Raw genomic sequence first — 12,630 nt, 5'->3', positions numbered from 1 at the left:
CAACTCCACCAACTCGGCTACCAAGTCACGGTCCACCCCGCACAAGCAGCCTGACCTGATCACCACGACCGCCCGATTTTCGTATCAGGGGGTGCCGTTTAGGTGGGCGTAGCCGCGGCGGGTGGCGGTGAGGGCCGGGCGGGCGCCGAAGGGGGACTCCGCGGCCACCCGCTCCGGCGGTGCGCCGCCGGTGTGGCCGGCGCGGATGAGCCACGCCAGGTCGGCGAGCTGCGCATGCTGGGCCCGGACGAACTCGGGATCCACCGGATCGCCGTGCCCGGGGACGACCACCGTGGCGGCCGTGGTCATCCGGAGCAGGTCGGCGACGGCCTCCGGCCACTGCAACGGGTACGACTCCTCGAAGGCCGGCGGCCCGCTCTGCTCGACGAGGTCCCCGGCGACCAGCACGTCGGCGTCGGGCACGTGCACGACCAGGTCCCCGGCGGTGTGCCCGCGACCGGGGTGGCGCAGCACCACCCGCCGGCCACCGACATCGAGCGTGGTCTCGGTGTGCACCGTGTGGGTCGGCGCCAGCAGGTCGGTGCCGGCCAGCTCGTCCGCCAGCGCCGGCTGCTCGTCGCGCATCTCCTCGTACGCCTCCCGGCGCAGCCGGTCCGGCTCGCGCATGGCGGCGGCGGCCAGCTCGTGCGCGTACACCGGGCGGGGTGGCTCACCGGCGAGCGTCGCGTTGCCGAAGCAGTGGTCGAAGTGGTGGTGCGTGTTCACCACGGTCCACGGGTGTGGGGTGACCGCCCGCGCCGCCTCGGCCAGCTCCGCCGCCTGCCGGGCCGTGGAGAGGGTGTCGACCAGCAGCGCCGCGCCGTCGCCCACGACCAGCGTGACGTTGACCCGCAGCAGCGGCTCGCACAGCACGTGCACCCGGTCGGCGACCTCGACGAAACGACCGGTGGCGAAGTGGCCGGGGGCGGAGCGGCCGGTCATGACGGCTGTGCGGCGCGCTCCACGAAGCGCTGCCGGTCGACCAGCAGCCGCTCCACCCGGCCGTCGGCGATCGTCGTGTCGCCGTCGGTGACGGACACCTCGAACAGCAGCCGCCGCCCGTCGACCTTCGCGAGGTGGGCGCGCGCCACCACGGTCCGCCCGACCGGCGTGGCCGCCCGGTGCTCCAACTCGACCCGCACCCCGACGGTCGTCGAGCCGCTCGGCATCCGGGTGGCGGTCGCCGCCACCGTGGCCGCCTCGGCCAGCGCGAGGACCCGCGGCGTGCCGAGCACCGGCACGTCCCCGGAGCCCACCGCCTGCGCCGTGTCGGCGTCGGTGACGGTCAGCTCGACGCGGGCGGTCAACCCCGCCGTGAAGGGCTGCTCCTGCATGTCCACAGCCTAAGCGACTCCTGTGGGAGCCCGCAGCGGCTGCGGCGGGCCACGCCTGAGCCGGAAACCACGGACGTCAACTCCCGGTGGTCCTCCGTCCGCCTCCACGGCGACCGCCGTTAACCTTGACCGCGATGTCTGTCGCGACCGACCCCCAGCCTCCCGCCCGCACCGACCCGACCCCGGTGGCCGAGGGCGGACGTCGCCGCGTGGTGGCGATGACCCTCTGGAGTGTCGGCTTCGTCGCCGGCTGGCTTCTCATCGGCCTGCCCACCGACCCGGCGTACGCGTTCCTGTGGATCTGGGCCGCGACGGTCGCGTGGAACTCCACCCGGCCGTGGCGCAGCCACCTCCGCTTCGCCCGGGACTGGCTGCCGGTCGTGCTGCTGCTCGTCGTCTACAACCTGTCCCGGGGCTTCGCCGACAACGGGGCGACGCCGCACGCGTACGAGTTGATCGTCGCCGACCGGCTGATGTTCGGCTGGGCCACCGGCGGGCAGGTCCCGACGGTCTGGCTCCAGCAGCACCTGTACCAGCCCGAGGTGCGGTGGTGGGACGTCCTCGCCAGCTGGGTCTACTTCTCGCACTTCGTGGTGGCGCTGGCCGCCGCCGCCGTGCTCTGGCTGCGGGACCGGGGGCGGTGGGCCGCCTTCATGCGCCGCTGGGGCTTCCTCTGCGCCACCGGCCTGGTGACGTACTTCCTCTACCCGGCGGCCCCGCCCTGGTGGGCGGCGCAGAACGGGCTGCTGGAGGAGGTCGCCCGGATCTCCACCCGGGGCTGGAAGGCGTTCGGCCTGCACGGCGCCGGCAACCTGCTGAACGCCGGTCAGATCGCTTCGAACCCGGTCGCCGCGATGCCGTCGCTGCACACCGCGTTCGCCCTGTTCGTCGTGCTGTTCTTCCTGCGCGCGACGCGGAAGCGGTGGTGGCCGCTGCTGCTCGCGTACCCCCTCGCCATGACGTTCACCCTGGTCTACTGCGGCGAGCACTACGTGATCGACGTGCTGGTCGGCTGGGCGTACGTGGGGATGACCTTCCTCGCCGTCGGCCTGGGGGAGCGCTGGTGGGCGGCGCGGCGCGGCCGGCGTACCCAGCGCTCGTGGTCCATCCCGCACCCGCGCTCCGGGCGTACCCTCGACGGGCCGGTGGCCGACGAGGTGCCCGCGGCGGGCGACGGCGCGGTGTCCGCCGGCCGCTGACCGCGGGGGTCAGCCGGCGCGGCGCGCGGCGTGCGACCGGGCCGTCAGCTCCGCCGCCAGGGCCCACGCCTCGGCCACGTCCCGGTCCTGCGCGGCGGCGCCGGCGCCGCCGGCCGTGTCGGCGTGCACCGTCGCCAGCCGCAGCCGCCGCTGCGCCGGCCCCTGCACGACCCGCACGCTCTGGATCCGGGCGTACGGCACGACGACCACCTGTCGGGTGAGCAGGCCCGACCGGACGGCGAAGACCTTCCCGTGCAGCCCCGCGCCGAGCACCTGCCGGCTGAGCGGGTTGAGCCAGCGGGCCCGCGCCGGCGGTCGGGTCAGCGGCAGCTCGCCGAGGCGTACCCCGGGCAGCACCTCGGCGAGGATCGTCTCCGCCGTGCGCAGGTCGCCGACCGGGAGCAGCCGGTCCGGCCGGTTGCGCTCGTCGGACTCGCCCACCGCGTAGCCGGCCACCTCCAGCCGCAGCCGCAGCCACCCCTTGACCCGCCACAGCAGCGGCCAGGTCGCCCCGACCGTCTGCACCCGGTGCAGCGGCACGGTCTGTGCGCGGGTCTCCAGCAGCCCGTTGCGGACGCGCAGTGTGCCGGCGTCCCGGGCGAGCCGGAAGTTCCAGTCGTCCAGCACCCGGCGGATCGGTTGCAGCAGCACGCCCGCCATGGCGGTCAGCGTGCTCGCGACCGCGATGAACGACCAGGAACCCTCGGAGAGGAACTGCGCCACCACGAACGCCACGCCGAACGGAACCAGGAGGGCCTGCGGCGTGAGCAACTGGCTGAGCAGCAGATCCTGGTTGCGCACGGCGTGCAGCGGCCGGCCCGGCGGGACGGCCGCGTCGCCGGGCGCCGCACCCTCGGCCGGGGCCTCCGGTGCGGCGACGTCCTGGGGGGCGCGGCCGGCCAGGGCGAGCAGCCGCTGCCGCAGTGCCGTCGCGTCCGCGACGCTGAGGTACGCCAGCGGCGCCTCGGTCTTGCCGCTGCCGACCACCTCCAGGCGCAGCTCCGCGAGACCGGTGAGCTGGGCGAGCAGCGGCCGGACGACCTCGACGGCCTGGAGCCGCTCCAACGGGATGGCGCGGGTACGCCGCCACAGCAGCCCCTCGTAGACGCGCAGCTCCCGGCCGACGACGTGGTAACCGGTGTTGTACCAGCTGATCACCGCGAGCACGGTGGCGCCCAGCGCGAGCACCGCCGCCATCACCGCGAACCAGCCGAGGCCCACCCGGGACAGCGTCGACCAGGAAAGCCCGGCGATCACCACCACCAGGGACTTGGCGCCGTGCAGCGCCGGGGACAGCGGGTGCAGCCGGTGCCGGGGCTCCGCCTGGCCGGCCGGGAGGCCGGGGCCGGGAGCCGCCGGATGGGGTCCGGGCGTCGGGAAGGCGCCGTGGTGCGGCGCGGCGCCGGAGGGTGGGTAGGGAGCGGGGTGCGGCTCCGGGGCGGGTGGCCGGACCTCCTCCGGGCCCCGCTCGGCGCGGTCGCTCACAAGCCCTCCGCCCGGTCCCTGCCGAGCGCGGTGAGCCGGTCACGCAGCCGGGACGCCTCGGCCGGAGGCAGCCCCGGCACGCGGGCGTCGCTGGCCGCCGCGGCGGTGTGCAACTGGACGGTGGCCAGGTCGAACGCGCGCTCCAACGGGCCGGCGCTGACGTCGACGAACTGCATCCGCGAGTACGGGACGATGGACAGCCGGCGGACCAGCAGGCCGTGGCGGACCAGCAGGTCGTCCTCGCGTTCGGCGTACCCCCAGGCGCGGACCGCGCGCACGATGGCGACCACCCGCAGGCAGCCGAGCAGCAGCACCACCGCGACCGCCGCGCCGAACAGCCCGCTGCCGCTGAGGGCCCAGCCGATGGCGAGCAGCGCCATGACGACGAGGAGGAGAGCGGCCAGCCGCAGCAGCTCGACCCAGATCAGGTTCGACGAGACGGACTGCCAGCGGACGGTCTCCGGCCACGGCTCCAGCGGGCCGGCCGGCGGCCGGCCGGGCGGCGGGCCGGGCGGGGCCGGTGGCCGGCCGGGCGGGGCCGAGGGCGGGTCGGTCGGCGCGGGCGGCGGCCCGGCGCGGTCGTCACCGCTCACCGCGGGAATCCGTTGTGCGCGCTCACGCTTCGAGGGTAGGCGATCCGGCCACCGGTACGACCTCACGCAGGAAGCCCCGCAGGTCGAGGAAGTCGCCGAGTGAGGTGCGGTGGTCGGCGCAGGCCAGCCAGGTCTTGCGCCGGGCGGCGTCGTGCAGGCGCGGATTGTTCCACCGCAGTGCCCACTCCGCGGGGGCGCGGCAGCCACGGGCCGAGCAGACCAGAGCGTCGGGTGCGGGGGTGTCCATCCCGGCCAGTCTAGGGTGGCGGGGAGGAGAAGATGAGCGCCGGGCGGCCACGGGGGGAGCCGCCCGGCGACGGGGTGAATCGTACACGTGCCGGCCCCGTTCCTGTCCACCCGTGATCGGCGATTCGGGGACACCGGACGGCGTGGCGGGAATCGGGTTCTCATCACCTCGGTGCTCAGCCGGGCATGTCAGTCTTGTAACGCACCACGCCCGACAACCGATCATGCTGTGGAGGACCGGTGGCCCAGCCGACCACGCCCGACGCCACGACCCCCGACGGGGCGGGCCCGGAGACACCCACCCCGGCGACGACGCCGGCGGAGGACGCGACGCTGCTGGAGCGGGCGCTGTTCGAGATCAAGCGGGTGATCGTCGGGCAGGACCGGATGGTCGAGCGGATGATGGTCGCGCTGCTCGCCCGTGGCCACTGCCTGCTGGAGGGCGTGCCGGGCGTCGCGAAGACGCTCGCCGTGGAGACCCTCGCGAAGGTCGTCGGCGGGACGTTCGCGCGCGTGCAGTTCACGCCCGACCTGGTGCCGGCCGACATCATGGGCACCCGGATCTACCGGCAGTCCAGCGAGAAGTTCGACGTCGAGCTGGGGCCGGTGTTCGTCAACTTCCTGCTCGCGGACGAGATCAACCGCGCGCCGGCCAAGGTGCAGTCGGCGCTGCTGGAGGTGATGAGCGAGCGGCAGGTGTCGATCGGCGGCGAGACCCACCGGGTGCCCGACCCGTTCCTCGTGATGGCCACCCAGAACCCGATCGAGCAGGAGGGTGTCTACCCGTTGCCGGAGGCGCAGCGCGACCGCTTCCTCATGAAGATCATCGTGGGGTACCCGACGGACGCCGAGGAGCGGGAGATCGTGTACCGGATGGGCGTCGCGCCCCCGGAGCCCACGCCGGTGTTCGACACCCCGGACCTGGTCGCCCTCCAGCGCAAGGCCGACCAGGTCTTCGTGCACAACGCGCTGGTCGACTACGCGGTCCGGCTGGTGCTGGCCACCCGCAGCCCGGCCGAGCACGGCATGCCCGACGTCGCGCAACTCATCCAGTACGGCGCCAGCCCGCGCGCCTCGCTCGGCCTGGTCCGCGCCACGCGGGCCCTGGCGCTGCTGCGCGGCCGCGACTACGCGCTGCCGCAGGACGTGCAGGACATCGCCCCCGACATCCTCCGGCACCGGCTGGTGCTCAGCTACGACGCGCTCGCCGACGACGTGCCGGCCGACCATGTGGTGCACCGCGTGATGGCGACCATCCCGCTGCCGTCGGTCGCTCCGCGGCAGCAGGCCACGCCGACACCGGCCGCCGCGCCGCCGGGCGCCGGCTGGCCCGGGCAGCGGCCGTGACCTCACCCACCCGTCGGCCCCCCGACGCCACCCCCCGCGACCGCTCCGAGGCCGCCCTGTCGCGCCTGCAACTGCTCGTCACCCGCAAGCTCGACGGCCTCCTCCAGGGCGACTACGTCGGGCTGCTGCCCGGCCCGGGCAGCGAGGCGGGCGAGTCACGCGAGTACCGCCCCGGCGACGACGTACGCCGGATGGACTGGCCGGTCACCGCCCGGACGACGACGGCGCACGTGCGGCGTACGGTGGCCGACCGCGAGCTGGAGACGTGGCTCGCGGTGGACCTGTCGGCGAGCCTCGACTTCGGCACCGGCCGCTGGCTGAAGCGGGACGTGGTGGTGGCCGCGGCCGCCGCCCTCACCCACCTGACCGTGCGCGGTGGCAACCGGATCGGCGCCGTCATCGGCACCGGTGACGAGCCCGCCGGGGGTGGTCGGCGACGCCGGCCGCCGGCGCCCGGGCCCGGCCTGTTCACCCGGCTGCCCGCCCGTTCCGGGCGCAAGGAGGCGCAGGGTCTGCTACGGGCGATCGCCGGCACCCAGATCCGCCCCGGGCGCGGGGACCTCGGCGTGCTCGTGGACATGCTGAACCGGCCGCCCCGCCGGCGGGGCGTGGCCGTGGTCGTCTCCGACTTCCTCGCGCCGCCCGCGCAGTGGGTCCGCCCGCTGCGGAAGCTCCGGGTCCGCCACGACCTGCTGGCCGTCGAGGTGGTCGATCCGCGTGAGCTGGAACTGCCCGACGTCGGCGTGCTCCCGGTGGTCGACCCGGAGACCGGCGAACTCCACGAGGTGCAGACCGCCGATCCGCGGCTGCGCGCCCGGTACGCCGAGGCCGCCGCGGCCCAGCGGGCGGAGATCGCCGCCGCGCTGCGCTCCGCCGGCGCCGCCCACCTACGACTGCGCACCGACCGAGACTGGCTGCTGGACATGGTGCGCTTCGTCGCCGCGCAGCGGCACGCCCGCACCCGGGGGACAACACGATGATCCGTTTTCTGCAACCGTGGTGGCTGCTGGCCGTGCTGCCGGTGCTCGCCCTCGCCGCGTTCTACGTGTGGCGGCAGCTGCACCGCCGGGCGTACGCGATGCGGTTCACCAATGTGGACCTGCTGCGTACGCTCGCGCCGAAGGGCCTGGGCTGGCGCCGGCACGTCCCCGCGGCGGCGTTCCTGCTCTCCCTGCTGGTGCTGGCCACCGCCCTGGCCCGGCCCGCGGTGGACACCCGGGAGCCCCTGGAGCGGGCCACCGTGATGCTGGCGATCGACGTGTCGCTGTCCATGCAGGCCGACGACGTGGCGCCGAACCGGTTGGCGGCGGCCCAGGAGGCGGCGAAGCAGTTCGTCGACGAACTGCCGGACAGCTACAACCTCGGCCTGGTCTCGTTCGCGAAGGCGGCCAACGTGCTGGTGTCCCCGACGAAGGACCGGCAGGCCGTGACGGCCGCCATCGACGGCCTGGTGCTGGCCGAGTCCACGGCGACCGGGGAGGCCGTGTTCACGTGCCTGGAGGCGATCCGGTCGGTGCCGGCCGACGGCGCCGCCGGGATTCCCCCGGCGCGGATCGTGCTGCTTTCCGACGGCTACCGCACCTCGGGACGGTCGGTCGAGGAGGCCGCGGCGGCGGCGCAGGCGGCCAACGTGCCGGTCTCCACCATCGCCTTCGGCACCGACGGCGGCCAGGTGGACATCGGCGGCCAGTTGCAGCGGGTGCCGGTCGACCGGCTGGCCCTGGCCGACCTGGCGGAGACGACCGAGGGGTACTTCTACGAGGCGGCGTCGGTGAGCGAACTCAAGCAGGTCTACCAGGACATGGGCTCGTCCATCGGGTTCCGGACCGAGCCCCGTGAGGTCACCCAGTGGTACGCGGGTGTGGCGCTGCTGTTCGCGCTCTGCGCGGGGGCGGCGAGCCTGCTGTGGTCGTCCCGGATCGTCTAGGACGACTCGCGTCGGTCCAGGGCCCGCCGCCGACGAATGGCGGCGACCGGTCCTGGACCGGCGCGGCGGGTCAGTGGCCGCCGTTGGCGAGGACGAAGAGGACGGCCACCCAGACGGCGGCCAGGGTGAAGCCCAGCGGGGCGACGTAACGGCTCATGGGATCGGCTCCGGTGGCGACTGGGCGCGGGCGTGGCAGCCCGCGGGGATGGGTCAGAACGCGCACACGAAGTCGTGACCGGGCGGCTCCGGCCGACACCAGCGGTCGTCCCGGCCGGCGGCCGGGACGGACGGTGCGGGGAGCAGGGCTGGTCAGCCGGGCTGGCGGGTCAGGGCTCAGCGGGGCTGACGGGGGTCCCGGCCACGACTGGGAGGATCGCTATCTCGCACAGCGATCACCTCCTGCGGTCGGCGGGGCCCGAAACGCGAACCGGTTCCCGGCTCGCAAACGGGGATCATCGTACACCCGCCGCCGGCGGTGCGCGCACTCGGCCGACCGGCCGACGACACCCGTCCGCCCGGCCGGACGTGGCGTCCTTCACACCCCCGCTGACCAGGTACGACGTCTCCGGCGTTAGCGCTTACCTACCGGTAACCCCTAGGCTCCGACCGACGTGGAGATCGGCTGAGCAGAGGGGGAACCGTGGCCCGTACCGTCCTGGTCACCGGGGGCAACCGGGGGATCGGCCTGGCCATCGCGCAGGCCTTCGTCAAGCAGGGCGACCGGGTGGCGGTGACCCACCGCAGCGGCGACGCGCCCGAGGGGCTGTTCGGTGTCCGCTGCGACGTCACCGACTACGACTCGGTGGACACGGCGTTCGGGACGATCGAGGCCGAGCTGGGGGCCGTTGAGGTGCTGGTCTCCAACGCCGGCATCACCGACGACACGCTGCTCATGCGGATGTCGGAGGAGCAGTTCACCCGCGTCCTGGACACGAACCTGACCGGCGCGTTCCGCTGCGCCAAGCGCGCCTCCGGCCGGATGCTGCGCGCCAAGTGGGGCCGCATGATCTTCATCTCGTCGGTGATCGGCCTGTACGGCGGCCCGGGCCAGGTCAACTACGCGGCCAGCAAGGCGGGCCTGGTCGGCGTCGCCCGCTCGATCACCCGCGAGCTGGGCAGCCGCAACATCACCGCAAACGTCGTCGCGCCCGGCTTCATCGACACCGACATGACGGCCGCGCTGCCCGAGGAGCGCCGCACCGAGTACCGCAAGGCCATCCCGGCGGGCCGGTTCGCCACCGCCGACGAGGTCGCCGGCGTGGTCACCTGGCTGGCCAGCGACACCGCGGCGTACATCAGCGGCGCGGTCATCCCGGTCGACGGCGGCCTCGGCATGGGCCACTGAGAAAGCACGGAGGACACACCGACATGTCAGGACTGCTGGCCGGTAAGCGGCTGCTGGTCACCGGGGTCATCACCGACGCCTCGATCGCCTTCTCGGTGGCGAAGCTCGCCCAGGAGAACGGCGCCCAGGTCGTGCTCACCGGCTTCGGCCGGCTCTCCCTGGTGGAGCGGATCGCCAAGCGTCTACCCGAGCCGGCGCCCGTGATCGAGCTGGACGTGACCAACGCCGAGCACCTCGCGGGGCTCGCCGACAAGGTACGCGAGCACGTCGACGGCCTGGACGGGATCGTCCACTCGATCGGCTTCGCCCCGCAGAGCTGCCTCGGCGGCGGTTTCCTCGACGCCCCCTGGGAGGACGTCGCGACCGCGCTGCACGTCTCGACGTACTCCTACAAGTCCCTGGCCATGGCCGCGCTGCCGCTGATGTCTCCCGGCGGCGCGGTGGTCGGTCTCACCTTCGACGCGACGAAGGCGTGGCCGGTCTACGACTGGATGGGCGTGGCCAAGGCCGGGCTGGAGTCGGCCTCCCGCTACCTGGCGCTGCACCTCGGCAAGCAGGGCATCCGCAGCAACCTGGTCGCGGCGGGCCCGCTGCGCACCATCGCCGCGAAGTCGATCCCCGGCTTCGATCAGTTCGAGGACGCGTGGACCGAGCGCGCCCCGCTGGGCTGGAGCCTGACCGACCAGGAGCCGGCCGCCCGCGCCTGCCTGGCGCTGCTGTCGGACTGGTTCCCGGCCACCACCGGCGAGATCGTCCACGTCGACGGCGGCTACCACGCCATCGGCGCCTGAAAGGAGGGGCCCCTTCTTAACGTCTCCGGTAGAGGCGGGGCCCCTTCTTAACGCCCGGAATCGGGGGCGTCGTCTGCCCGGCCCGGGCCGCGGGCAAGAATGGGACCATGGTGTACGACGCGGTGGTGCTGGTTTCCTTCGGCGGGCCGGAGCGGCCCGAGGACGTGATGCCGTTCCTGCAGAACGTGACCCGGGGGCGGGGCGTGCCGCCGGAGCGGCTGACCGAGGTCGCCGAGCACTACCTGCACTTCGGCGGGGTCTCGCCGATCAACCAGCAGTGCCGTGAGCTGCTCGCCGCGATCCGGGAGGACTTCGCCGCCAACGGCGTCGACCTGCCGGTCTACTGGGGGAACCGGAACTGGGACCCGATGCTCGCCGACACGGTGGCCCGGATGCGCGACGACGGGGTGAAGCGGGCGCTGGCGTTCGTGACCAGCGCGTTCGGCGGCTACTCGTCCTGCCGGCAGTACCAGGAGGACATCGCCGCCGCCCGCGCCGCCGTCGGCCCGGACGCGCCGGTGGTCGAGAAGCTCCGGCAGTTCTGGGACCATCCCGGCTTCGTCGAGCCGCACGCCGACGCGGTGACGGCGGCGCTGGCCCAGCTCGACCCGGCGAAGCGGGAGAGCACCCGGATCGTGTTCACCGCCCACTCGATCCCCGTCTCGGCGGCGGCCACCGCGGGCCCGCACGGCGGCCGGTACGAGGCGCAGCTCGCCGAGACCGCCCGGCTGGTGCACGCGGCCGCCGCCCCGGACCTGCCGTACGACCTGGTGTGGCAGAGCCGGTCCGGCCCGCCGCAGGTGCCGTGGCTGGAGCCGGACGTCAACGACCACCTGGGCGCGCTGGCCGAGCAGGGGGTGACCAGCGTGGTGGTCAGCCCGATCGGGTTCGTCTCCGATCACCTCGAGGTGGTGTGGGACCTCGACACCGAGGCCCTGGAGACGGCGAAGCAGCTCGGTCTCGACTTCGTCCGTGCCCGCACGCCCGGCACCGACCCGCGGTTCGTCGCGATGGTGCGCGAACTGGTCCGCGAACGCACCGACCCGGCCGGCGCGACGCTGCGCCGCCGACTGGGCGAGCTGCCCATGTGGGACACCTGCCCGACCGCCTGCTGCGTCCCCGCCCGGCGCCCCTCCTGACCGCCCCGGCGGCCCGACACCCCCTGGGAATCACGATGCTTGACCGCAAGCCCGTCGAGAGCTGGCTCACCGACATGGACGGCGTGCTGGTCCACGAGGGCCAGCCGGTTCCCGGCGCACCGGAGTTCATCGCCAAGCTGCGCGCCTCCGGCAAGCCGTTCCTGGTGCTGACCAACAACTCGATCTACACGCCGCGGGACCTCCAGGCGCGGCTGGCCCGGATGGGGCTGGACGTCCCGGAGTCGGCGATCTGGTCGTCCGCGCTCGCCACCGCGCAGTTCCTGGCGGACCAGCGGCCGGGCGGCACCGCGTACGTCATCGGCGAGGCCGGGCTGACCACGGCCCTGCACGCGGTCGGCTACGTGCTCAGCGATTTCGCGCCCGACTACGTGGTGCTGGGGGAGACCCGCACCTACAGCTTCGAGGCGATCACCAAGGCGGTCCGGCTGATCAACGACGGGGCCCGGTTCATCTGCACCAACCCCGACGCGACCGGCCCCTCGGTGGAGGGGGCGCTGCCCGCCGCCGGGTCGGTCGCCGCGATGATCTCGAAGGCGACCGGTGTGGAGCCGTACTTCGTCGGCAAGCCCAACCCGATGATGATGCGTTCGGCGTTGAACACCATCAACGCCCACTCCGAGTCCACCGCGATGATCGGCGACCGGATGGACACCGACATCCTCTGCGGCCTGGAGGCCGGGCTGGAGACGATCCTGGTGCTCACCGGCATCAGCAGCCGCGCCGAGGCCGAGCGGTACCCGTACCGGCCGTCGCGGATCGTCGACTCCGTCGCCGACCTGATCGACGAGGTCTGAGGCCGGCTACCGCAGGAAGTCGGCGACCGCCGGCGCAAGCGTTTCCGCCGGTACCTGGTGCCATTCGCCGGGGAGGCTGCGGTGGACGGCGTTCGGCAGCATCGCCGCCGCGGTGGCGGCCATGCCGGTCAGATCGCCGCTGCTGCCCGCGCTGTCCAGCACCAGCGTCGGCACCGTCACGCGGCTGAGCAGCGCGGCCGTCGTCTCCTCGCTGAGCTGGCTGTCGTACGCGAAGGTGTGCGCGACCGACGCCATGGCCCGCCAGTGCGGCGAGCCGCGCATGCCGGCCACCATCTCCTCCGGCACGCCGATGCCCTGCGTTCCGCAAGATCACATCGATATAGTCGGCTGGCGGCCGTGAAGTCGCAGGTCACGGGATCGCAGCCTGGTGGAAACGACGAAAATCCCT

The 12,630-nt window shown here is 73.8% G+C and carries 15 protein-coding genes; 8 read left to right on the top strand and 7 right to left on the bottom strand.

All coding sequences use genetic code 11. The annotated features are described in order from the left end of the window. Positions 1-84 precede the first annotated feature (84 nt). Together AB0873_RS30430 and AB0873_RS30425 are read right to left on the bottom strand one after the other, a co-directional pair. Complete coding sequence (locus AB0873_RS30430; RefSeq protein ID WP_366604056.1) at positions 85-942, bottom strand: MBL fold metallo-hydrolase; 858 nt, start codon at positions 940-942, stop codon at positions 85-87. After that, positions 939-1,334, bottom strand: a complete 396-nt coding sequence (locus AB0873_RS30425) for a hotdog domain-containing protein (RefSeq protein ID WP_155331286.1) — start codon at positions 1,332-1,334, stop codon at positions 939-941. The genes AB0873_RS30430 and AB0873_RS30425 overlap by 4 nt, the downstream gene beginning before the upstream one ends. Before the next feature lie 134 nt (positions 1,335-1,468). Here AB0873_RS30425 and AB0873_RS30420 point away from each other — a divergent pair, with 134 nt between their 5' ends. Beyond that, entirely contained in the window at positions 1,469-2,533 is a 1,065-nt protein-coding gene (locus AB0873_RS30420; RefSeq protein ID WP_155331287.1) for a phosphatase PAP2 family protein, read from the top strand. A gap of 9 nt (positions 2,534-2,542) precedes the next feature. On the opposite strand, the gene AB0873_RS30415 is transcribed toward AB0873_RS30420, so the two are convergent. From AB0873_RS30415 to AB0873_RS30405, 3 genes are all read right to left on the bottom strand, one after another. Then, a complete protein-coding gene (locus tag AB0873_RS30415; RefSeq protein ID WP_366604054.1) occupies positions 2,543-4,018 on the bottom strand; it encodes a PH domain-containing protein in 1,476 nt (491 codons plus the stop codon). Then, positions 4,015-4,494 carry a PH domain-containing protein gene (locus AB0873_RS30410; protein ID WP_155334134.1) on the bottom strand — a complete coding sequence of 160 codons (480 nt, stop codon included), beginning with the start codon at positions 4,492-4,494 and terminating at the stop codon, positions 4,015-4,017. Before AB0873_RS30410 ends, AB0873_RS30415 begins: the two co-directional genes overlap by 4 nt. Positions 4,495-4,633: 139 nt before the next feature. Then, positions 4,634-4,858: a hypothetical protein gene (locus tag AB0873_RS30405; RefSeq protein WP_366604052.1), complete on the bottom strand. Its 225-nt coding sequence runs from the start codon at positions 4,856-4,858 to the stop codon at positions 4,634-4,636. A 239-nt stretch (positions 4,859-5,097) separates the two neighbouring features. On the opposite strand from AB0873_RS30405, the gene AB0873_RS30400 reads away from it, so the two are divergent. From AB0873_RS30400 to AB0873_RS30390, 3 genes are read left to right on the top strand one after another with little or no spacing between them, the layout of a single operon-like run. Beyond that, positions 5,098-6,204: a MoxR family ATPase gene (locus tag AB0873_RS30400; protein ID WP_155331290.1), complete on the top strand. Its 1,107-nt coding sequence runs from the start codon at positions 5,098-5,100 to the stop codon at positions 6,202-6,204. Continuing rightward, positions 6,183-7,184 carry a DUF58 domain-containing protein gene (locus AB0873_RS30395; protein WP_366604058.1) on the top strand — a complete coding sequence of 334 codons (1,002 nt, stop codon included), beginning with the start codon at positions 6,183-6,185 and terminating at the stop codon, positions 7,182-7,184. Before AB0873_RS30400 ends, AB0873_RS30395 begins: the two co-directional genes overlap by 22 nt. Continuing rightward, positions 7,181-8,131 carry a VWA domain-containing protein gene (locus AB0873_RS30390; protein ID WP_366604050.1) on the top strand — a complete coding sequence of 317 codons (951 nt, stop codon included), beginning with the start codon at positions 7,181-7,183 and terminating at the stop codon, positions 8,129-8,131. Before AB0873_RS30395 ends, AB0873_RS30390 begins: the two co-directional genes overlap by 4 nt. Positions 8,132-8,201: 70 nt before the next feature. On the opposite strand, the gene AB0873_RS30385 is transcribed toward AB0873_RS30390, so the two are convergent. Further along, positions 8,202-8,354 carry a hypothetical protein gene (locus AB0873_RS30385; RefSeq protein WP_155331292.1) on the bottom strand — a complete coding sequence of 51 codons (153 nt, stop codon included), beginning with the start codon at positions 8,352-8,354 and terminating at the stop codon, positions 8,202-8,204. A 417-nt stretch (positions 8,355-8,771) separates the two neighbouring features. Here AB0873_RS30385 and AB0873_RS30380 point away from each other — a divergent pair, with 417 nt between their 5' ends. The 4 genes from AB0873_RS30380 (at position 8,772) to AB0873_RS30365 (ending at position 12,221) form a co-directional block, all read left to right on the top strand. Then, the gene (locus AB0873_RS30380; RefSeq protein WP_366604048.1) at positions 8,772-9,476 is read left to right on the top strand and encodes a beta-ketoacyl-ACP reductase; all 705 of its coding nucleotides are present in this window, start codon (positions 8,772-8,774) and stop codon (positions 9,474-9,476) included. 23 nt (positions 9,477-9,499) lie between these two features. Continuing rightward, the gene (fabI, locus tag AB0873_RS30375; RefSeq protein WP_366604046.1) at positions 9,500-10,267 is read left to right on the top strand and encodes an enoyl-ACP reductase FabI; all 768 of its coding nucleotides are present in this window, start codon (positions 9,500-9,502) and stop codon (positions 10,265-10,267) included. Between the two features lie 107 nt (positions 10,268-10,374). Beyond that, entirely contained in the window at positions 10,375-11,406 is a 1,032-nt protein-coding gene (locus AB0873_RS30370; protein WP_155331295.1) for a ferrochelatase, read from the top strand. After that, a complete protein-coding gene (locus tag AB0873_RS30365) occupies positions 11,355-12,221 on the top strand; it encodes an HAD-IIA family hydrolase (protein WP_196255872.1) in 867 nt (288 codons plus the stop codon). The genes AB0873_RS30370 and AB0873_RS30365 overlap by 52 nt, the downstream gene beginning before the upstream one ends. Positions 12,222-12,227: 6 nt before the next feature. On the opposite strand, the gene AB0873_RS30360 is transcribed toward AB0873_RS30365, so the two are convergent. Further along, a complete protein-coding gene (locus AB0873_RS30360; RefSeq protein ID WP_366604044.1) occupies positions 12,228-12,527 on the bottom strand; it encodes a hypothetical protein in 300 nt (99 codons plus the stop codon). Between the last annotated feature and the right edge of the window lie 103 nt (positions 12,528-12,630).

It is taken from the genome of Micromonospora sp. NPDC047707 (genome assembly GCF_040704235.1).
GTDB lineage: Bacteria > Actinomycetota > Actinomycetes > Mycobacteriales > Micromonosporaceae > Micromonospora.
The sequence above is the reverse complement of the archived record's forward strand: the minus strand, read 5'-3'. Positions and strand labels throughout refer to the sequence as shown.